This window comes from Streptomyces sp. NPDC047130 (genome assembly GCF_040643475.1).
In the GTDB taxonomy this organism is placed as follows: Bacteria; Actinomycetota; Actinomycetes; order Streptomycetales; family Streptomycetaceae; genus Streptomyces.
The window spans coordinates 144,505-163,442 of the sequence record NZ_JBEYUK010000013.1 but is presented as its reverse complement, the minus strand read 5'-3'; the positions used below and the strand labels follow the sequence as shown (position 1 = coordinate 163,442).

At 73.9% G+C, this 18,938-nt stretch carries 20 protein-coding genes; 8 read left to right on the top strand and 12 right to left on the bottom strand.

Translation table 11 applies throughout. The annotated features are described in order from the left end of the window. Positions 1–224: 224 nt before the first annotated feature. The 8 genes from ABZ836_RS18005 to mshD form a co-directional block, all read right to left on the bottom strand. Positions 225–686 carry an NUDIX hydrolase gene (locus tag ABZ836_RS18005; protein WP_361143231.1) on the bottom strand — a complete coding sequence of 154 codons (462 nt, stop codon included), beginning with the start codon at positions 684–686 and terminating at the stop codon, positions 225–227. Beyond that, positions 683–1,582 (bottom strand): CHAD domain-containing protein, encoded by a 900-nt coding sequence (locus tag ABZ836_RS18000; RefSeq protein ID WP_361143228.1) that lies wholly within the window; start codon positions 1,580–1,582, stop codon positions 683–685. The genes ABZ836_RS18005 and ABZ836_RS18000 overlap by 4 nt, the downstream gene beginning before the upstream one ends. A 13-nt stretch (positions 1,583–1,595) precedes the next feature. Continuing rightward, complete coding sequence (locus ABZ836_RS17995; protein WP_361143290.1) at positions 1,596–3,899, bottom strand: RNA degradosome polyphosphate kinase; 2,304 nt, start codon at positions 3,897–3,899, stop codon at positions 1,596–1,598. Between the two features lie 211 nt (positions 3,900–4,110). Then, entirely contained in the window at positions 4,111–5,187 is a 1,077-nt protein-coding gene (locus ABZ836_RS17990; RefSeq protein WP_361143225.1) for an ABC transporter permease, read from the bottom strand. Between the two features lie 43 nt (positions 5,188–5,230). Beyond that, positions 5,231–6,325 (bottom strand): ABC transporter permease, encoded by a 1,095-nt coding sequence (locus tag ABZ836_RS17985; protein ID WP_361143222.1) that lies wholly within the window; start codon positions 6,323–6,325, stop codon positions 5,231–5,233. Continuing rightward, entirely contained in the window at positions 6,322–7,179 is an 858-nt protein-coding gene (locus ABZ836_RS17980) for an ABC transporter ATP-binding protein (RefSeq protein WP_356130218.1), read from the bottom strand. Before ABZ836_RS17980 ends, ABZ836_RS17985 begins: the two co-directional genes overlap by 4 nt. Then, positions 7,176–7,571: a GntR family transcriptional regulator gene (locus tag ABZ836_RS17975; RefSeq protein WP_356130216.1), complete on the bottom strand. Its 396-nt coding sequence runs from the start codon at positions 7,569–7,571 to the stop codon at positions 7,176–7,178. Before ABZ836_RS17975 ends, ABZ836_RS17980 begins: the two co-directional genes overlap by 4 nt. A gap of 101 nt (positions 7,572–7,672) precedes the next feature. Further along, entirely contained in the window at positions 7,673–8,599 is a 927-nt protein-coding gene (gene mshD, locus ABZ836_RS17970; RefSeq protein WP_356130214.1) for a mycothiol synthase, read from the bottom strand. A 184-nt stretch (positions 8,600–8,783) separates the two neighbouring features. Between mshD and ABZ836_RS17965 the strand changes: the two genes are divergently transcribed. Continuing rightward, positions 8,784–10,577 (top strand): bifunctional metallophosphatase/5'-nucleotidase, encoded by a 1,794-nt coding sequence (locus ABZ836_RS17965; RefSeq protein ID WP_361143216.1) that lies wholly within the window; start codon positions 8,784–8,786, stop codon positions 10,575–10,577. A 126-nt stretch (positions 10,578–10,703) separates the two neighbouring features. Here the strand turns inward: ABZ836_RS17965 and ABZ836_RS17960 are convergent, their stop codons facing one another. The 3 genes from ABZ836_RS17960 to ABZ836_RS17950 are packed head-to-tail and all read right to left on the bottom strand — an operon-like array spanning position 10,704 to position 13,444. Continuing rightward, positions 10,704–12,287 carry a hypothetical protein gene (locus ABZ836_RS17960; RefSeq protein ID WP_361143213.1) on the bottom strand — a complete coding sequence of 528 codons (1,584 nt, stop codon included), beginning with the start codon at positions 12,285–12,287 and terminating at the stop codon, positions 10,704–10,706. A 10-nt stretch (positions 12,288–12,297) separates the two neighbouring features. Further along, on the bottom strand, positions 12,298–12,552 hold the full coding sequence (locus ABZ836_RS17955) for a MoaD/ThiS family protein (RefSeq protein WP_356130208.1): 255 nt from the start codon (positions 12,550–12,552) through the stop codon (positions 12,298–12,300). 43 nt (positions 12,553–12,595) lie between these two features. Further along, positions 12,596–13,444, bottom strand: coding sequence for an alpha/beta fold hydrolase (locus ABZ836_RS17950; protein ID WP_361143210.1), 849 nt, complete (start codon positions 13,442–13,444; stop codon positions 12,596–12,598). A gap of 271 nt (positions 13,445–13,715) precedes the next feature. Between ABZ836_RS17950 and ABZ836_RS17945 the strand changes: the two genes are divergently transcribed. The 7 genes from ABZ836_RS17945 to ABZ836_RS17915 all read left to right on the top strand — a co-directional run bounded on the left by ABZ836_RS17945 (position 13,716) and on the right by ABZ836_RS17915 (position 18,520). Then, positions 13,716–14,498, top strand: a complete 783-nt coding sequence (locus ABZ836_RS17945) for a response regulator transcription factor (RefSeq protein WP_356130204.1) — start codon at positions 13,716–13,718, stop codon at positions 14,496–14,498. Between the two features lie 120 nt (positions 14,499–14,618). Beyond that, complete coding sequence (locus ABZ836_RS17940) at positions 14,619–15,644, top strand: LacI family DNA-binding transcriptional regulator (RefSeq protein WP_356130202.1); 1,026 nt, start codon at positions 14,619–14,621, stop codon at positions 15,642–15,644. Between the two features lie 139 nt (positions 15,645–15,783). Further along, on the top strand, positions 15,784–16,515 hold the full coding sequence (locus tag ABZ836_RS17935) for a DUF2993 domain-containing protein (RefSeq protein WP_356130200.1): 732 nt from the start codon (positions 15,784–15,786) through the stop codon (positions 16,513–16,515). A 261-nt stretch (positions 16,516–16,776) separates the two neighbouring features. Continuing rightward, on the top strand, positions 16,777–16,857 hold the full coding sequence (locus tag ABZ836_RS17930) for a putative leader peptide (RefSeq protein ID WP_356130315.1): 81 nt from the start codon (positions 16,777–16,779) through the stop codon (positions 16,855–16,857). Positions 16,858–17,020: 163 nt separating this feature from the next. Next, positions 17,021–17,860 (top strand): sulfurtransferase, encoded by an 840-nt coding sequence (locus ABZ836_RS17925; RefSeq protein ID WP_356130198.1) that lies wholly within the window; start codon positions 17,021–17,023, stop codon positions 17,858–17,860. 12 nt (positions 17,861–17,872) lie between these two features. Continuing rightward, on the top strand, positions 17,873–18,160 hold the full coding sequence (locus ABZ836_RS17920) for a DUF1416 domain-containing protein (RefSeq protein WP_361143205.1): 288 nt from the start codon (positions 17,873–17,875) through the stop codon (positions 18,158–18,160). A gap of 114 nt (positions 18,161–18,274) precedes the next feature. Then, entirely contained in the window at positions 18,275–18,520 is a 246-nt protein-coding gene (locus ABZ836_RS17915; protein WP_361143202.1) for a DUF3099 domain-containing protein, read from the top strand. A gap of 34 nt (positions 18,521–18,554) precedes the next feature. Here the strand turns inward: ABZ836_RS17915 and ABZ836_RS17910 are convergent, their stop codons facing one another. Further along, complete coding sequence (locus ABZ836_RS17910) at positions 18,555–18,917, bottom strand: DsrE family protein (RefSeq protein ID WP_356130192.1); 363 nt, start codon at positions 18,915–18,917, stop codon at positions 18,555–18,557. Between the last annotated feature and the right edge of the window lie 21 nt (positions 18,918–18,938).

Below are 18,938 nucleotides of genomic sequence, written 5' to 3'. Positions count from 1 at the left end.
CCGGGGCGCGGGCGGGCAGAAGTGCGGGCGTCGGGGGAGGAGCGGGGCTGTCCGCCCGGCTGTGTCTGCGCCGTGCTGCGGTGCGGGGCCGTGCGCACGGTGCCGTCGGCTACGCCGGGTGCGGTGCGGGGCGGTGCGGGCCGCTTGCCGCGGGGGCGCCGACCTGCGTCCGCCCTCGCCCAGGCGGCTTCGGCTTCGCTCGCGCGGGGTGGGGGTGGGGACGGTCAGAGGGGGAGGGCGAGGAAGGCGGTGAGGAGGGGGCGGTCGTGGGGGTGGGTGAGGTGGGGGTGCGCGGCGCGGGCGGGGTGCCAGGCGAGGGCGTCGATCTCGTGGGTGGGGGTGAAGGCGTCGGGGGAGGTCGCCTCGGCGGCCCAGTAGTCGACCCGCTTGGGCCGGCCCCCGACCGTGTAGTGGACGGTGGGCAGCCGCGGCCCCAGCCGGACCCGGTGCCCCGTCTCCTCCGCGACCTCCCGCACCGCGGCCTCCTCGGCGCTCTCCCCGGGGTCCAGCTTCCCCTTGGGGAAGGACCAGTCGTCGTACTTGGGCCGGTGGACGAGGCAGACCTCGAGACCGCCCGGCGTACGGCGGTAGAGGACGCAGCCCGCCGCCCGGACCGGGCCGGAGGAGGCGTCGGGAGCGGCGCCGGAGCCGCCGGAGCCGTCGGAGCCGCTGGAAGGCCGGGTCATCGTACGGTCACCGTGTCACGGGAGGCGGACTGCCAGGTCCGGTGGAAGGCGCGGCGCGCGGCGAGCACCTCGTGCCGCTGGTGGGCGTGGAGGTTGCCCAGCGCGTACGCCGTCGCGGGGGCGATCCGCGGCGTGCGCGCGGCCGCGGCGGCGACCGAGGCGGCCTCGGCGGCGTCCCGGTGCCGGTCCAGTGCCCGCGCCGCGCCGACCAGCCGGCGCGGCACCGGCTCGGTGAGGACCTCCAGCGCGTACCGGTGCAGCCGCAGCAGCGACCGCACCTGGTGCCAGGCGGTGTCCCCGTCGCCGGGGCGGTCCCCCGGGTAGCCCGGGCACGGGCCGCCGAGGTCGCCGTCCCCGTCGAGGAGGTCGTGGGGCAGCGCGGCGACCGCCTCGGCGAGCCGCCGCTCCGCGGTGTCCGCGTGCCCCCGCAGCACCGCCCCGGCCGGGCCGGCGTCACGCCCGCCGCCGCGCAGCGGGACCTCGCCCGCCAGCAGGGCCACCGCGTCGGCCAGCGCGTGGAACCGTGCCGACCCCAGCGCCTCCAGCACCGCGGAGTGCGCCCGGCCCCGGGCCAGCGTGAGCCGCCGCTCCAGCAGCGCGGCCGCCTTGGCGGCGCCGAGGTCCCCCTGCGGCTCGTTCAGCGCCGCCTGGAGGCGCCGCAGGGTGGCGGCGTGCAGCCGCTCCTGGGCGAGGACGCCCGAGAACCAGGCCAGCTCACGCCGTAAGGCCGCCGACCAGGCCGGATCGAGCGCGGAGTGGAAGGTGTGCAGTGTCGCCCCGATGCGGCGCGAGGCCCTGCGCAGGGCGGGCGCGGAGTCCGCGTCCCCGCCCGAGGCGGCGGCCCTCAACGCCCGCAGGAACTCCGTGGCCTGCCCGCGCAGATAGGCCGAGAGCACAGGGACGTCACTGTCAGGGTGTTGCTGGGCCACGCCGGCGCCTCCGGGCGTCGATGAGCATCTCCTGGACATGCGGCAACGGGCGCCCGTCCGGATCCGTGGCGTGCCGCGTCCACTCGCCGTCCGGGCCGAGGTGCCAGGACGAGGTGGAGTCGGACATGCCGGTCTCCAGGAACCGGTGGAGGGTGGCCCGGTGGGTCGGGTCGGTGACCCGGACCAGCGCCTCGATGCGCCGGTCGAGGTTGCGGTGCATCATGTCGGCGCTGCCGAACCACACCTCGGGCTCGCCGCCGTTGGCGAAGGCGAAGATCCGGGAGTGCTCCAGGAACCGGCCGAGGACCGACCGGACCCGGATGTTCTCCGAGAGCCCCGGCACGCCGGGCCGCACGGCGCAGATGCCGCGGACCCAGATGTCCACGGGCACGCCGGCCTGGGAGGCGCGGTAGCAGGCGTCGATGACCGCCTCGTCCACCATCGAGTTGACCTTGATCCGCACGTAGGCGGGCCGGCCGGCCCGGTGGTGGCGGATCTCCTTGCCGATCCGGGAGACCAGCCCGTCCCGCAGGGACTTCGGCGCGACGAGCAGTCGGCGGTAGGTCTCCCGGCGGGAGTAGCCGGAGAGCCGGTTGAACAGGTCGGACAGGTCCGCGCCGACCTGCTGGTCGGCGGTGAGCAGGCCGAGGTCCTCGTAGAGGCGGGCCGTCTTCGGGTGGTAGTTGCCGGTGCCGACGTGCGAGTAGCGGCGCAGCGTGTCGCCCTCCTGGCGGACCACCAGCGACAGCTTGCAGTGCGTCTTCAGCCCGACCAGGCCGTAGACGACGTGGCAGCCGGACTCCTCCAGCTTGCGGGCCCACTTGATGTTGGCCTGCTCGTCGAAGCGGGCCTTGATCTCGACGAGCACCAGGACCTGCTTGCCCGCCTCGGCGGCGTCTATGAGGGCGTCGACGATGGGGGAGTCGCCGGAGGTGCGGTAGAGCGTCTGCTTGATCGCCAGCACGTCCGGGTCGGCGGCGGCCTGCTCCAGGAAGGTCTGGACGGAGGTCGAGAAGGAGTCGTAGGGGTGGTGCAGCAGCACGTCCCGCTCGCGCAGCGCGCCGAAGATGTCCGGCGCGGACGCGGACTCCACCTCGGCGAGGTCGCGGTGGGTGCCGGCGATGAACTTGCGGTACTTGAGCTCGGGGCGGTCCAGGCCGGCGATGCCGAACAGGCCGGTCAGGTCCAGCGGGCCGGGCAGCGGGTAGACCTCGGCCTCGGTGATCTTCAGCTCGCGCACCAGCAGGTCCAGGACGTGCCGGTCGATGGACTCCTCGACCTCCAGGCGCACCGGCGGGCCGAAGCGGCGCCGCATGAGCTCCTTCTCCAGGGCCTTGAGGAGGTTCTCGGTGTCGTCCTCCTCGACCTCCAGGTCCTCGTTGCGGGTGATCCGGAAGGCGTGGTGCTGGATCACCTCCATGCCCGGGAACAGCTCCTCCAGGTGCGCGGCGATGACGTCCTCGATGGGGACGTAGCGCTCGGGGGAGGCCTCCAGGAAGCGGGAGAGCGACGGCGGCACCTTGACCCGGGCGAAGTGCCGGTGGCCGGAGACCGGGTTGCGGACCACGACGGCCAGGTTGAGCGAGAGGCCGGAGATGTAGGGGAACGGGTGCGCCGGGTCCACGGCGAGCGGCGTGAGGACCGGGAAGATCTTGGAACGGAACAGCGTGAAGAGCCGCGCCTGTTCCTTCTCGGTCAGCTCGTGCCAGCGCACGACGTGGATGCCCTCCTCGGCGAGGGCGGGGGCGACGTCCTCGTGGAAGCAGGCGGCGTGCCGGGCCATGAGCTCGCGGGAGCGGCCCCAGATCATCTCCAGCACCTCGCGGGGCTGCAGCCCGGAGGCGGAGCGCTGGGCGACGCCGGTGGCGATCCGCCGCTTCAGGCCGGCGACGCGGACCATGAAGAACTCGTCCAGGTTGCTGGCGAAGATCGCGAGGAAGTTGGCGCGCTCCAGCAGCGGGGTGTTCGGGTCCTCGGCGAGCTCGAGGACCCGCTCGTTGAAGGCGAGCCAGCTGCGCTCCCGGTCCAGGAAGCGGCCCTCGGGGAGCGGCCCGTCCTCCTGGCGGATCTCCTGGTAACCGTCGAAGTCCGGCCCCTCGCTCGGCTCCTCGGCGGGCCGGGGCTGCGGGGGCTCGGGCTCGTGGCCCACCGGTATCAGTCCCACCGCTGCCTGCGAGGGCAGCGGGGAGGCGGGATCCTGGGCGCTGCGGTCCTGGATGCTGGGGTCCTGGGCACTGGGCTCGCTCATGTTCCCATTGTTCCGCGCGGCGTTGCCGTATGGCATGTCGGACCGGGCGCGCGGAAGCACCCGGAGGTGGGCATTCCGCCTGCTCACGCCGCCTTTGCGCGACTTCGCGGACCGGGCGCGCGCGTCGTCGCCCCCCGAGGAAGCGGCCTTGGGGGGCGGTGACCCGGCGTCGGAGGGAGGTTTCACCACGCGGGAAGGGTCCCAAGCGAGCCTGAATGCCGGGTTACGGGCAGTTGGCTGCCAGGCGTCAGGCCGTGCGGAGCCGGAGGATCCGGTACGACAGGATGACCGCGACGACGGCTACGGCGAGCCAGATGCCGGACTCCACGAGCTGGAGCGGCCAGAAATGGCTCTCGGGGTGGTAGCTCGCCCACACGTCGGTGTAGCCGCTGTCCTCGAGACAGGCGTAGAAGTCGCGGGCGGTGCCGGGACGGCCGTCGTCGCCGATGACGGCGTCCAGGCAGTCGTAGTCGTAGGGGACGTGCCGCCCCGACCCGGTCACCGCCCCGCTGTCCAGCGGCCACTCGCCGGCGGACGCGTACCAGTGGGGGAGCGGCCCGTCGGGCGTGTAGCCGTGGCGGACCTCGGTCGGCCAGAGCTGGTGGCGGCCCACCGAGAACTTGAGGGCGCCCGCGGCCATCACCAGCAGTCCGGCGCCGAGGGAGGCCAGGCTCCGCTTCAGCAGGAAACCGGCCAGGACGCCGACGGCCACCGCACACAGCACCCGGGGCACGGCCACGATGCCCATCGCGGTGAAGAAGTCCTCGCCCCACCAACGCGGCGACGCTCCGTACCGGACGACGTGCCGGACGTCGGCACCCGCGGTGTGGGCGATCCGGTGGACGGCGAGCAGGAGGGCCATGCCCGCCGCCGCGACCGCGGCCGGGAGCGCCAGCTTGGCCGTGAGCCAGCGGGTGGGGGACACCGACTGGGTCCAGGCCAGGTGGGCGGTGCCGGTCTCGAGTTCCCTGGCGGTCAGCGAGGCGGACGCCCAGGCGCCGACCAGGAAGGGAGCGGCGAGGATGGTGTAGAGCCCGAGGCGCAGCAGGAGGTCGTAGGCCGTCCAGACGTCCTCCAGTTCCTTCGGGCAGCGAGAGGAAGGACCGTTCCCGGCCTCGCAGGCCGCCAGCAGGACCCGGGCGTCGTCGCCCATGGTCGCCCAGGCCGCGAGCAGCAGTCCGGCCCCGAGGGCGACGTAGGCGATCCACAGCCACAGGGCCCACCGGTGCAGGCGGAGCACGGTCCGTGCCAGGCCGCCGGGTGCTTTCGCCGGGGCGGTGGCGCCGCCCCCGGACGGTGCGGGTGGGGTGAGGGTGGTGGTCATGCGGGGCTCCCGGAATCGGAGGACGAGGCGGGGGGCATCGGCGTCAGACGGCCGTGCGGCGGCGGAGGGCGCGGTAGGAGAGGGCGACCGCGGTGAGGGCGACGGCGAGCCAGAGGCCGGACTCCACGAGCTGGAGCGGCCAGAAGTCGTCCCGGTTGTGGAAGGCGACCCAGATGTCGGTGTAGCCCTCGTCCTCCAGGCAGGAGTAGAAGGCGTCGGCGTCGAAGCCGGGGCCGTCGTCCCGGTAGCCCTCGTTCATGCAGACGTACCCGGCCGTCTCGCCGGCGTCCCCGGCCAGTTCCCCGGACTCCGTGACCGCGCCGGTGGCGATCTGCCACTCCGAGCCGTTGAGGCTCAGGTAGGGCGAGCCGGCCGTCTCCGCCCTGGCGAAGCGGATCTCCCTGGGCCAGAGGTAGCCGCGGCCGAGCGTGACGGCGAAGGTGGACGCGGCGAGCAGGGCCAGCCCGGTTCCGAGCGAGGCCAGCGAGCGCTTCAGCAGCAGGCCGAGCAGGACGCCCACGGCGACGGCGCACAGGACCCTGGGCACCATGACGACGCCCGTCATGGTGAAGAGGTCCTCGTTGTACCACGACGGCGTCCAGTGCCGGATCGCGGTGAAGGCGGCGGCCCCTTCCTGGTGGGCGAGCCGGTACAGCGCCAGCAGCAGCGTGGTGCCCGCCGCGGCGACCACGGCCGGGAGCGCCAGCTTGGCGGTGAGCCAGCGGGCCGGGGTCACCGACTGGGTCCAGGCCAGTTCCGCGGTGCCGGTCTCCATCTCGCGGGCGGTCGGCGCGGCCGCCGCCCAGGCGCCGACCAGGAACGGGGCGCCGAACACGGCGAAGAAGCCCAGGCGCATGAGTTCCTGGTAGGTCTCCAGGGCCTGGTAGACGTTCCGGGCGCAGGAAGGTTCCGTCTGTCCGCCCAGGTCGCACGCCGCCGCCAGGGAGGCCAGTTCGTTCGCCGCCGGCCCCCAGGCCCACAGCAGGACCCCGGCGGCCAGGGCCACGTAGGCGATCCATGCCCACAGCGCCCAGCGGTGGAGGCGGAACACCGCCCAGGCGAGGCCGCCCGGCGCCTTCACCGGCGCGGCGGCGTCCTCGGCCTCCGGCGGGACGGGGGACTTGAGGGTGGTGCTCACGCCGCCTCCCGGAGGTAGGAGAGGACCAGTTCCTCCAGGGTCGGCGTGGTCGCCTCGTGGGCGGCGGGGACCGGGCCGTCGGGGCGTATCAGCGCGGTGGTCTGACGGCCCGTGGTGCGGGACTCGATCACCGTGTGGCCCTCCAGGCCCGCCTCCGCGGGGCCGGTGACCAGGGCGTGGGCGGCCAGGACGTCCTCCAGGGAGCCCTGCAGGCGCACCTGACCGCGGCGGATCAGCAGGAGGTGGTCGCAGGAGCCCTCCAGCTCCGCGATGACGTGCGAGGACATGACAACCGTGGTGCCGTGTTCGGCCGCCTCAGCCATCAGCTCGCCCATCAGCTGGTGGCGGGCCAGCGGGTCCAGGTCGGCCATCGGCTCGTCGAGGAGCAGGAGTTCGGGCCGCTTGCCGAGCGCGAGGGCCAGCGCGACGCGGGTGCGCTGGCCGCCGGAGAGGCTGCGGACCGTGGCGGTCGGGTCCAGGTCGCCCTGGGCGACGATGCGCTCGGCGGTGGCCTGGTCCCAGCGGGCCTGGTTGAGGGCGTGCCCGAGCCGCAGCGTGTCGATCACCGTCAACTGGGTGTGCAGCGGCTTGTTCTGCGCGACGTACGCGACGCGCTCGCGGGCCGTCCCGGGGTCGGTGCCCAGGACGCGGACCGCGCCCTCGGTGGGGCGGGCGAGGCCGGCGGCCAGGGACAGCAGCGTGGACTTGCCCGCGCCGTTGGGGCCGACGACCGCGCAGACGCGGCCGACCGGCAGGCTGAAGGAGCACGCGCGCAGTGCCCACTTGACGCGGCGGGGCAGCAGCCGGGTGTAGCGCCTGCCCAGCGCCTCCGCCTCGATGGCGATCTCGGTCATCGGTGGTCCCCCCCAAAGGGATAGAGGTCGTCCAGGACGGAGGTGAACAGCGCGGACACGTCGTCGCGTTCCAGGCCGGCGGCCTTGGCCCGCCGGCCCCAGGCGACGAGGTCGTCGCGCAGCGGGGCCGCGTCGGCCGGGGCCGGCCCGAGGGAGCGGCGGACGAACGTGCCGAGGCCGCGCCGGGCCTCCACCAGGCCCTCGCGTTCCAGTTCGCGGTAGGCCTTGAGGACGGTGTTCGGATTGATGGCGGTGGCCGCCACGACCTCGCGGGCCGTGGGCAGCCGGTCACCCGGTTCGAGCAGGCCCAGCCGCAGGGCGTGCTTGGTCTGCTGGACGATCTGCAGATAGGTGGCGACGCCGCTGCGCCGGTCGATGCGGTACTCGACCACTCGACAACACCCTTTCACTAATTGAGTAGTGGAAGGGTGATGCAAGGCAGGGGGCGGCGTCAAGTCGCCGCCCCCTCGGGGGTGTTGTCAGTGGCCCGGTGTCACAGTTCGGTGCGGTACATCAGGTCCGTCTCGTGGGTGGTGAAACCGAGGCGCTCGTAGACGGTGACGGCGGCCTTGTTGTCCCCGTCCACGTAGAGCATCGCGGCGGGCAGGCCCCGTCCGGCCAGGTGGCGCAGGCCGGTGACGGTGAGCGCCTTGCCGAGGCCGCCGCCCTGGGCGCCGGGCCGCACGCCGACCACGTAGACCTCGCCGAGGTCCTCCTCGGCGTGGACCTTGGTCCAGTGGAAGCCGACCAGGTCGCCGTCCTTCTCCGCGAGGAAGAAGCCCTCCGGGTCGAACCACGCCTCGGCCTTGCGGTCGTCCAGGTCGCGCTGGGTCAGCGAGCCCTGCTCCGGGTGGTGGGCGAACGCCTCGGCGTTGACGGCCAGCCAGGCGGCGTCGTCCTGTCCGGGCACGAAGGTGCGGACGGTGACGCCCGGGGGCAGCACCGGCTCCGGCAGCTCGGGGGCGTCCGGGCCGGTCAGCGGGCGGCGCATCTGGCGCAGTTCGCGGAAGAGCGTGAGGCCGAGGACCTGGGCGAGGTGGCGGGCGGAGGCGTGGCCGCCGTGCGCCCACAGCCGCAGGCGCTTGCCGGTGGCGGCGAGCAGGGCGCCGCCCAGGGCACGGCCGTGGCCCCGGCCGCGGTGGCCGGGATGCACCACCAGTTCGGCGGCGGGCGGCTCCACGGTCTCCGAGCCGTCGAGCTGGGCGTAGCCGACGAGTTCGCCGTCGCCCAGGGTCAGCAGCAGGTGGGCGATGCCCGGGCGGGGTTCTCCGCTGCGCAGGTGGAGACGGCCCTGTTCGGAGACGGCCTCCTGGCCGTCCACCCGGGCGGCCGCCTCCAGCAGGGCCAGGACGTCGCGGATCCGCGCGTCCGTCAGCGCGTCGACGGTGTCGATCTGGCGAGGGCTGAGAGGGCTGGTCATGCCAGTGAGCGTAGTCCGGCGGGCCGCGCCCGGTGGCGGTCTGCCGCGCCGCGGCCGCCGGGCCGGGCGTCCGGGCAGTCGCAATCAGGCTGTGACCCGCGTCCCCTGTCGCCGCTACGCGCGTTGACCCTAAGCTGCCGCTCAGCCACCCCACTGTGTACCTACTCATTCAAGAGGGGGGACGATGCCGCGGATCACCCGGCAGAGACGTACCCACCGCATTCTGATCACCGGCGCCGCGCTGGCCACCGTCGGCGCGCTGACCGCAGCGCTTCCCGCCGGTACCTCCGCGTCCGCGGACGGCCACGACGACCGGCGCGGGAAGGCCCGCACGGTCGACGTGCAGCTGCTCTCCTTCAACGACCTCCACGGCAACCTGGAGCCCCCGACCGGCTCCAGCGGCCGCGTGACCGAGCGGCAGCCGGACGGCACGGTGAAGCCCATCGAGGGCGTCGGCGGCATCGAGTACCTGGCGGCCTCGCTGCGCACCGCGCGCAAGGGCCAGGAGTACAGCGTCACCGCCGCGGCCGGCGACCTCATCGGCGCCAGCCCGCTGCTCTCCGGCCTCTTCCACGACGAGCCGACCGTCGAGGCGCTCAACAAGCTGGACCTGGACGTCTCCGGCGTCGGCAACCACGAGTTCGACGAGGGCCTCGCCGAGCTGAAGCGCATGCGCGACGGCGGGTGCCACCCGACCGACGGCTGCTACACCGAGACCCCGTTCGAGGGCGCCGACTTCCCCTACCTGGGCGCCAACGTCACCCACGAGGGCACCGGGAAGACCGCGCTCGCCCCGTACTGGGTGTGGAAGCAGGGCCCGGTGAAGATCGGCTTCATCGGCGTCACGCTGGAGAACACCCCGGGCATCGTCACCGCCGAGGGCGTCGAGGGACTGGAGTTCCACGACGAGGTCGAGACGATCAACAAGTACGCCGACGAGCTGCACCGCAAGGGCGTCAAGTCCGTGGTGGCGCTGGTCCACGAGGGCGGCGCGCCCGCCGACGGCGCGTACAACGCCTACTGCGACGCGGAGGCCGGCGGCGTCTCCGGGCCGATCGTGGACATCGCGAAGAACGTCAGCCCCAAGGTCGACGCGCTGGTGACCGGTCACACCCACAACGCCTACGTGTGCGACATCCCCGACCCGGCGGGCAACTCCCGCATGGTGACCTCGGCGGCCTCCTTCGGCCGGCTGTACACGGACACCACGCTGACCTACGACGTGGCGACCAAGGACATCGTCCGCACGGCGGTGGAGTCGGCCAACCACGTGGTGAGCCGCACCCAGAAGCCCGCCGGGGACATGTCGGACCTGATCGAGCACTGGAACGCGCTGGCGAAGCCGGTGGCCAACCGGCCCATCGGCTGGATCAGCGGCGACATCACCAAGACCGGCACCGAGAGCCCGCTCGGCGACCTGATCGCCGACGCCCAGCTCGAGCACGCCCGCACCATCGACCCGGACACGGCGTTCGCGCTGATGAACCCGGGCGGCATCCGGGCCGACCTCATCCACGCGCAGAGCGGCAGCGAGGGCGACGGCGTCGTCACCTACGGCGAGGGCTTCACCGTCCAGCCGTTCAGCAACACCGTCAACCTGGTGGACCTGACCGGCGCGGACGTCGTCGCCGCGCTCCAGCAGCAGGTGAGCGGCGGCAACGCGGCCTCGCCGAAGATCCTCCAGGTCTCCGAGGGCCTCACCTACACGCTGGACCTGACGAAGTCCGGCGCGGACCGCCTGGTCGCCGACTCGGTCCGGATCCAGGGCCGGCCGGTGGACCTCACCGCCACCTACCGGGTCGCGATGAACAACTTCCTGGCCGGCGGCGGGGACAACTTCCCGGCCCTCGCCAAGGGCACCGACCCGGTCGTCGGCAGCGACGACCTGACGGCGTTCGCGGACTACCTGACCGCGAACTCCGGCCCCGCCTCGCCGATCGCCCCGCCGGCGGCGAACCGCATCACGATCGTCAAGTGAGGCCGGCGGCCGGAGGGCCAGGGACCTGACGGCCCGAAGGCCCGAAAGGTCCGACGACGAGAGGGCCGCCCCGTGCACGGCACGGGGCGGCCCTCTCGTGTGCGGCGGCCGCTGCCGGCCGCCTTCTCAGCCCAGCAGCAGCGCCGCCGGGGCGGCCAGGGCGAGCGGCAGGGCGACGCCCGCGGTGAAGTGCACGAAGCGGGACGGGTAGTCGTAGGCGGCGACCCGGTGGCCCACCACGGCGCACAGGCCGGCCAGCGCGCCCAGCAGCGCGCCCGCCGTCCCGTCGCCCACCAGCACGCCCGCGCCGGCCGCGACGGCCACCGCGAGGACCATGCCGCCCGCGGCGGGCTTCGGGACGGCGGCACGGGCCACGATCGCCGCGGCCACCGCGACGCCGGCGACGGTGACCGCCTCCGGGTCCGCGGCCAGGTGACCGGCGGCCAGGATGGCCAGCGCGGCGGCGGCGAGGGCGGCGGTCAGGCCGTACATCCGCTCGTCGGGCTCGGCGTGGCTGCGGAGCTGGAGCACCAGGGTGAGCAGCACCCACACGCCGAGGGTGCCGAGGACCGCGCCCGTGCCGTGCTCCCGGCCGACGACCAGGACGGCCGCGTCGGCGGCGAGCGCGCCGAGGAAGCCGAGGGCGATGCCCTGGCGGGCGGGCCACATGCCGTTCAGACGGAACCAGCCGGCCGCGGTCAGGCCCTGGAGCACGATCAGCGGCAGCAGCAGCGCCCACGACCCCAGGGCCGCGCCGCCCGCCATCAGCAGGGAGAGCACGGCGGTGAGGACGGCGGGCTGCATGCCGGGGTCGATGATCGGGGAACGGCCCTCGGCGCGGGCGCGCTGGGCGTCCGTGATCCGGGCGTTCCCGCCGACGGTCGCCGGACCGTACCCCGCCAGATCCGGCCCACCCTGCGCGGCGGCCCCACCCTGCGCGGCGGCCCCACCCTGCGCGGCGGCCCCGGCCTGGGCGGCGGCCCCGGCCTGCGGAGCGGCTGCCGGCTGTGCGGCAGGTCCGGTGTACGCGGCGGCCCCGGCCTGCGCGGCGGCTCCCGGCTGCGCGGCAGGCCCGGTGCAGGCGGCGGGCCCCGCCTCGGCGGGGGTCTCGGCGGGGGTTCCGGTGTACGCGGCGGCCCCGGCCTGCGGGGCGGTTGCCGGCTGTGAGGCGGGCCCGGCGTACGCCGTGGCTCCCGCCCGGGCCGCGGCCCCCGCCCCGACGGCGGCCGCGGGGTACCCGGCGGCCCCTGCCCAGGCGGCGTCGCCGGAGTGTGCCGCGTCCCCGGTGCCGTGCGGCATCGGCCCCGGGGCCGGGTGGGCCGGGTGCGCCGGGGCGCCCCCGGTGCCGGGGCCGGCCGTCCCGCCCTGCGACGGGTACGCCTGGTACGCGCCGTACCCCTCCTGCTGCGACGGGTGGCCCTGCCGGACGCCCTCCGCCGCACCCGGCTGCGACGGCTGCGCCGGGGACGCCGGGTACGCCGAGTACGCACCCGGCGCCTCCGGCCCGGCGGCTCCCGGCACCGGCGGCAGGTACGCGGTGCGGGCGGCCTCCGGCTCGGGGGCCGGGGAGGTGCCGAGGTGGGGCTGGAGCTGGGAGTCCCACGTGTTGCCCTGCCACTGCTGGGTGGTCTCCGCGGGCGGCGGCGCGTCCGGGTAGGCGGGCCCGTGGCCCTGGTGCGGGCCCGGATACGGCTCGTACTGGTTGCTCATGCTGTGGGGGTCACCCTCCTGCGAACGGCGGGAGCACCTCGACCGTGCCGCCCGGGGCCAGCCGTACGGTGTCGTGCCCGCGGGTCCCCACGGGATCGCCGTCGATCAGGAACGAGCAGCGCCGCAGCACCCGGGTGAGTTCCCCGGGGTGCCGTGAGCGCACCGCGTCGAGCGCCTGGGCGAGGGTGTCCGCGTCGAAGGACTCCTCGGCGACGCCGGCCGCGGCCTTGGCGGCGGCCCAGTAGCGCACCGTTACCTGTGCCATACCGTTCCTCGGCTGAGTGAACTGATGTGTGAACACGGTCAGGCTAGCGGCCCCCGCGCGCGGAGTCGGCCAGCCAGGCGCCGAGCCGCCGGGCCAGCTCCTCGCCGGTCGCGTTCTCCGCGTGGCCCATCCCCTCCTCCAGCCAGAACTCGGCGTGCCCGCCCGACGCCTCGACCAGCGAGCGCGGGTGGTCGAGCGGGAAGTAGGGGTCGCTGTCGCCGTGCACCACCAGCAGCGGGACGGGCGCGATCAGCGGCGCCGACTCCACCGGGGAGGGCGGGACCGGGTCCCAGTCCCGGTGGTGGATGCGGGTCCGCAGCGCCAGCCGCCCGACCAGCCGGCCGGCCGGCCGCAGCACCACCCAGTGCAGCCGGCGCATCGCGGCCGTGCCCCGGTAGTACCAGCGGGCCGGGCCGCTGACCGTGGCCACCGCGTCCACCCCGGCGTCCGGCAGGGCGGCGTGCCGCACCACCACCGAGCCGCCCATGGAGAACCCCACCGTGGCCACCCTCCGGTGACCGAGCTCCCGCGCCCAGGACACCGCGGCGGCCAGGTCGTGGACCTCCTTGTCGCCCACCGTGGAGTGGCCGCCGGAGGCGCCGTGGCCACGGAAGGAGAAAGTGATCACCGCCCCGAAAGGTGAAAAGGAACGCGCTATTCGCCGCACGTGGGGCCGTTCGAGATCTCCGGTGAATCCGTGCGCCATCACAATCGCCGGGTGATCGGATTCCGCGCCCGGCGGATCGTATACAGCCGGTCCGGGATCGTATACGGCATCGATCGTCACCCCGTCCGTCGTGCGCAGAAACGTTCTGCGGGGCCGTCTGCCCCGTGTCTCAGCCTTCGGGACGTCCGCCGAATGGTCCGCTTGACCTGCCTTGCCGGTGCTCATGTGGGTTATTCTGCTCGGCAGAGGACTCGGGCGACGCAGCCCCCGGGTCCTTTCGTGCATTAAAGCGAGCTGTATACGAGCCAGAAAGCGCAGGTGCACGGGACTTCCTCCCGCACGACGCGGTGCGGCGAAGGGGCCCCGGGGTGATGGAGCCGAGCCGCGCGCCGAGATTGCCAGTGCCGCAAACGTCCTCGCGGGGACCGAGGAGGATCCAAGACGTTATGGGCAAGCGAACCGTGCACCACCGGACCACCGACAGTGTGGAGACCCGATGAGCTCACTGCTGCTCCTCACCAACGCCCTCCAGCCGTCGACCGAGGTGCTGCCCGCCCTCGGCCTGCTGCTCCACAACGTGCGCGTCGCGCCCGCCGAGGGGCCCGCGCTGGTGAACGTGCCCAGCGCCGACGTGATCCTCGTCGACGGCCGCCGCGACCTCCCGCAGGTCCGCAGCCTCTGCCAGCTCCTGCGCTCCACCGGGCCCGGCTGCCCGCTGATCCTGATCGTCACCGAGGGCGGCCTGGCCGCCGTGACCGCCGACTGGGGCGTCGACGACGTCCTCCTCGACACCGCCGGCCCCGCCGAGGTGGAGGCCCGCCTGCGGCTCGCCGTCGGACGCCTCCAGCTCACCGGCGACGACTCCCCGATGGAGATCCGCAACGGCGACCTCTCCGTCGACGAGGCGACCTACTCGGCCAAGCTCAAGGGGCGGGTCCTCGACCTCACCTTCAAGGAGTTCGAGCTCCTGAAGTACCTCGCCCAGCACCCCGGCCGGGTCTTCACACGCGCCCAGCTCCTCCAGGAGGTCTGGGGCTACGACTACTTCGGCGGCACCCGCACCGTCGACGTCCACGTCCGGCGGCTGCGCGCCAAGCTGGGTCCCGAGCACGAGTCGCTGATCGGCACCGTCCGCAATGTGGGATACCGCTTCGTCACTCCTGAAAAGGGCGAACGCCCGGCCGAGGAGACCAAGCGGTCCACCGCCCCCGCGTCCCGCTCGGGGGCGAACCGGGGCGAACGGGAGGAGATCTCCCCGGAACTGCCGGCCGACGCCTGATCCCGGGGGCGGTCCGGGCGGCCGCGGGCCGCTCCGGACCCGTCCACCGGCGGGACCTGGGTCGACAGCAAAGCGTAGATGTCCTGCCCAGAGGTGTTTCCATACGCGTAGACTCCGCGCGTGGCCAAGGTGACTCGGGACGACGTGGCACGACTGGCGGGTACCTCGACCGCCGTAGTCAGCTATGTCATCAACAACGGACCGCGGCCGGTCGCCCCGGCCACCCGCGAACGCGTGCTGGCCGCCATCCAGCAGCTCGGCTACCGGCCCGACAGGGTGGCGCAGGCGATGGCCTCGCGCCGCACCGACCTGCTGGGCCTGATCGTGCCCGACGCCCGTCAGCCGTTCTTCGGCGAGATGGCGCACGCGGTCGAGCAGGCCGCCTCCGAGCGCGGAAAGATGGTCCTGGTCGGCAACACCGACTACGTGGCCGAGCGCGAGGTCCACTACCTGCGCGCCTTCCTCGGCATGCGGGTCTCCGGCCTGATCCTGGTCAGCCACGCGCTGAACGACCAGGCCGCCGCCGAGATCGAGGCCTGGGACGCCCGCGTGGTGCTGCTCCACGAACGGCCCGAGGCGATAGACGACGTCGCGGTGGTGACCGACGACGTCGGCGGCGCCCGCGAGGCCGTGCGGCACCTGCTGGAGCACGGCCACCCGTACGTCGCCTGCATCGGCGGCACCGCCGAGACCCCGGAGGTCGGCGACCCGGTCTCCGACCACGTCGAGGGCTGGCGGCTGGCCATGGCCGACGCCGGCCTCTCCACCGAGGGCCGCTGCTTCCAGGCGCCCTACAACCGCTACGACGCCTACCGGATCGCGCTCGGCCTGCTCTCCGGCCCCGACCGGCCGCCGGCGGTCTTCTGCTCCACCGACGACCAGGCCGTGGGCGTGCTGCGCGCCGCCCGCGAACTGCGCATCGACGTGCCGGGGGAACTGGCGGTGGCCGGCTTCGACGACATCAAGGAGGCGGCGCTCACCGACCCGCCCCTCACCACGGTCGCCACCGACCGCTCCGTCATGGCCCGCGCGGCGGTGGACCTGGTGCTCGACGACACCGTGCGGCTGCCGGGCAACGGCCAGGACCGGGTCCGGGTCGTGCCCTCCCGCCTGGTGGTCCGGCGCTCCTGCGGCTGCGAGGGCTGACGACGCCCGGGACGCGGGTGTGCCGGATCCGCGCGAGGCTTGTCACAGCTGATCCACAACCTTCCCCGCCGGACGGCCGACGGCGTTACCGTCGAACGACGCGTTGCCCCGCCGACCGCCCAGCCAGGGAGACCCACAGGTGCGTGCCGTTCGGATACTTCTCGTCGTGGCGCTGGTGTTCGGCGGCCTGCTGGCCGCGGTCGACCGGGTCGCCGTCGGCATCGCCGAGGACCGCACCGCGGACGGGATGCGGGACGCCCAGGAGCTGAGCGCGGCGCCGGAGGTGGCGATCCACGGCTTCCCGTTCCTCACCCAGCTCGTCGGCGGGACGCTGGACGAGGTGGACGTGGCCGTCGACGCCTACCCGGTGAGCGGCGCCGAGGGCCAGGACATGACCGTCGAGGACCTGGACATCGGCCTGCGCGGAGTGGACCTGGACTCCGGTTACTCCCCGGAGCGGGCGGAGCGGGTGAGCGGCACCGGGCTGGTCCCCTACGACGAACTGCTGAAGGCCGCGCGGTCCGAGCCGCAGGACGTGGCGCCCGGGGTGACCGCGGCCGTGGTGGGCCTGTCCCACGGTGGTGACGGGCGGATCAAGCTCAAGGTGGTGCCCACCCTGCTGGGGCAGCAGCTGCCGCCGCTGGACGTGCTCAGCACCGTCGAGGTGGAGGACGGGGAGCTGCGGGTGCGGGCGGACTCGCTGCCCGACCTCCCCCTGGACGTCGCCGAGCGCTCGGTGCGGTCGGTGACCGACTTCGACCAGGCCCTCGCCGACCTTCCGGGTGGCCTGAGGCTGACCTCCGTGACCCCCACGGCGGACGGCGTGCGCATCACGGTGACCGGCGAGGACGTCGACCTGTCGACCTGGTAGCGGCGGCGGGGCGGAGCAACCGCCCCGCCGGCAGCCCTGCCGGCCGCCTGTCCGTACCGCGAGGCGGTCCGTACCGCGAGACGGGATGTCCGCAGCGGTGGTCCGGCGGCGGCCCGGCGGCGGTCAGGACGGCCGTGGACAGGGCCGCCGACCCTGCCCGGTGGCCGGTGCGGCGTCCGAACGACCGCATTCCGGACCGATCTGTCTCAGGATGCGACACAACGGTGACATGCCCCGTACCGCGTCCTTAGGATTCGGGGCATGAAGCGACAGGCGGATCTCACCAAGCGGCGGGCAGTGGACCTGTGCCGTGTGGCCGCCATGCTCTGTCGCACTCCCTGACGGGCTCCACCCCCCGTTCCCCGCGGCCCGCCCGGCGGGCCCGCCCGCGTGCGCCCCCGGCCGACGAACCGCGCGACCGCGCCGCGCCACGCGTGCGCCCTTCTCGAACTTGCCAGCTTTCGGCTTCCCGGCCGAACCCCCGCACCTGCCCCGGAGGAAGAGCATGAGCCGCAGCGACGTCCTGGTCGACGCAGACTGGGTCCAGGAGCACCTGGACGACCCCGGCGTGGTCGTCGTCGAGGTCGACGAGGACACCAGCGCCTACGACAAGAACCACATCCGCAACGCCGTCAAGCTGGACTGGACCAAGGACCTCCAGGACCCGGTCCGCCGCGACTTCGTGGACCAGGAGGGCTTCGAGAAGCTGCTCTCCGCCAAGGGCATCGCCAACGACTCGCTCGTGGTCCTCTACGGCGGCAACAACAACTGGTTCGCCTCCTACGCCTACTGGTACTTCAAGCTCTACGGCCACGAGAACGTCAAGCTCCTCGACGGCGGCCGCAAGAAGTGGGAGCTGGACGCCCGCGAGCTGGTCGAGGAGGTCCCCGAGCGCCCGGAGACCACCTACAAGGCCAAGCCGCAGAACACCGCGATCCGCGCCTTCCGCGACGACGTCCTCGCCGCCATCGGCCGGCAGAACCTGGTCGACGTCCGCTCGCCCGACGAGTTCTCCGGCAAGCTGCTCGCCCCGGCCCACCTGCCGCAGGAGCAGTCCCAGCGCGCCGGCCACGTGCCGACCGCCCGCAACATCCCGTGGTCCAAGAACGCCAACGACGACGGCACCTTCAAGTCCGACGAGGAGCTGAAGGCGCTCTACGCCGAGGCCGACGTGGACCTGGCCAAGGACACCATCGCCTACTGCCGCATCGGTGAGCGCTCCGCGCTGACCTGGTTCGTGCTGCACGAGCTGCTGGGCGTGGAGAACGTCAAGAACTACGACGGTTCGTGGACCGAGTACGGCTCGCTGGTCGGCGTGCCGATCGAGCTCGGCCCCGGTAAGTGAGGACGGACGACCATGTGTGGAGCTAAGGCAGGCGGCCCCGACGCCGCCGTCCGGCCCGGTGAGACCACCATCCAGGGCCAGGTGCTGCACGAGGGCGAGCCGGTGACCGGTTACGTCCGGCTGCTCGACTCGACCGGCGAGTTCACCGCCGAGGTGCCCACCTCGGCCACCGGCCAGTTCCGGTTCTACGCCGCCGAGGGCACCTGGACCGTCCGGGCCCTGGTCCCCGGCGGGCTGACCGCGGACCGTACGGTCGTCGCCCAGCAGGGCGGACTGGCCGAGGTCGCCATCGCCGTCTGACGGCGACCGGGCCACCGGCTGCCCTACCGGCTGGCCTACCGGGTGGGCCGGGCTGCCGGGCTGGCCCGGAGGAACGATCGCGGCGCCGTCGCGCGGCATGCCTACGCTGGAGGCATGTACGCGCGACGGCGCCGCGCCTATCTGGTGCTGATGGGCATCTGCCTCGGGCTCTTCGTCCTGGCCTGGGGCGTGGTGCGGCTGTGGTCGGTCCCGGCGGCCGTGGCCATGTGCGGGGTGGCCATGGTGATCCCGCCGGTCGCCGCGGTGGTCGCCAACCGGCGCGGGCCCGACGACCGGTGGTGGGACGAGCCGAACGGTCAGGACCGCGACCAGGACGGGGACGGGGACCGGGACCGCTGAGCCTGCTCGTACCGCCGGGACACGGCTCGCCGGATCAGTAGACGAGCGCCTGCGTGTCGTCGGCCAGCGCCTCCTGGACGAACACCTGCGCGCCCGCGATCCGCACGCCCTGGAGGACGTCCGCCTCGGTGATCTCGCGCCGCGCCGCGCACTGGGTGCACAGGGTCACGCCGCCCCCCGCCAGGATCGAGTCCAGCAGGTCCGGCAGCGGCGCCGCGTGCGGCAGGTCGAACTCGGCGGCCCGGCCCGGGAGGGCGAACCACGCCGACTCCCCGGTCAGCCAGAGGGAGACCTCCACGCCGCTGGCCACCGCCACCGCCGCCACCGTGAAGGCCTGCGAGCAGCGCTCCGGGGCGTCGGCACCCGCGGTCACCTTGATCACCAGTTTTTTGGCCATGGCTGGATCGTAACCAAACTC

Bases quoted from the DNA above. Each gene is read 5' to 3' on its own strand.
- ABZ836_RS17995 (WP_361143290.1), bottom strand. From the start codon at position 3,899: ATGCCATACGGCAACGCCGCGCGGAACAATGGGAACATGAGCGAGCCC.
- ABZ836_RS17980 (WP_356130218.1), bottom strand. From the start codon at position 7,179: ATGACCGAGATCGCCATCGAGGCGGAGGCGCTGGGCAGGCGCTACACC.
- ABZ836_RS18005 (WP_361143231.1), bottom strand. From the start codon at position 686: ATGACCCGGCCTTCCAGCGGCTCCGACGGCTCCGGCGGCTCCGGCGCC.
- ABZ836_RS17910 (WP_356130192.1), bottom strand. From the start codon at position 18,917: ATGGCCAAAAAACTGGTGATCAAGGTGACCGCGGGTGCCGACGCCCCG.
- ABZ836_RS17930 (WP_356130315.1), top strand. From the start codon at position 16,777: ATGAAGCGACAGGCGGATCTCACCAAGCGGCGGGCAGTGGACCTGTGC.
- ABZ836_RS17920 (WP_361143205.1), top strand. From the start codon at position 17,873: ATGTGTGGAGCTAAGGCAGGCGGCCCCGACGCCGCCGTCCGGCCCGGT.
- ABZ836_RS17925 (WP_356130198.1), top strand. From the start codon at position 17,021: ATGAGCCGCAGCGACGTCCTGGTCGACGCAGACTGGGTCCAGGAGCAC.
- ABZ836_RS17965 (WP_361143216.1), top strand. From the start codon at position 8,784: ATGCCGCGGATCACCCGGCAGAGACGTACCCACCGCATTCTGATCACC.
- ABZ836_RS17960 (WP_361143213.1), bottom strand. From the start codon at position 12,287: ATGAGCAACCAGTACGAGCCGTATCCGGGCCCGCACCAGGGCCACGGG.
- ABZ836_RS17915 (WP_361143202.1), top strand. From the start codon at position 18,275: ATGTACGCGCGACGGCGCCGCGCCTATCTGGTGCTGATGGGCATCTGC.
- ABZ836_RS17950 (WP_361143210.1), bottom strand. From the start codon at position 13,444: ATGAGCACCGGCAAGGCAGGTCAAGCGGACCATTCGGCGGACGTCCCG.
- ABZ836_RS17945 (WP_356130204.1), top strand. From the start codon at position 13,716: ATGAGCTCACTGCTGCTCCTCACCAACGCCCTCCAGCCGTCGACCGAG.
- mshD (WP_356130214.1), bottom strand. From the start codon at position 8,599: ATGACCAGCCCTCTCAGCCCTCGCCAGATCGACACCGTCGACGCGCTG.
- ABZ836_RS17955 (WP_356130208.1), bottom strand. From the start codon at position 12,552: ATGGCACAGGTAACGGTGCGCTACTGGGCCGCCGCCAAGGCCGCGGCC.
- ABZ836_RS17990 (WP_361143225.1), bottom strand. From the start codon at position 5,187: ATGACCACCACCCTCACCCCACCCGCACCGTCCGGGGGCGGCGCCACC.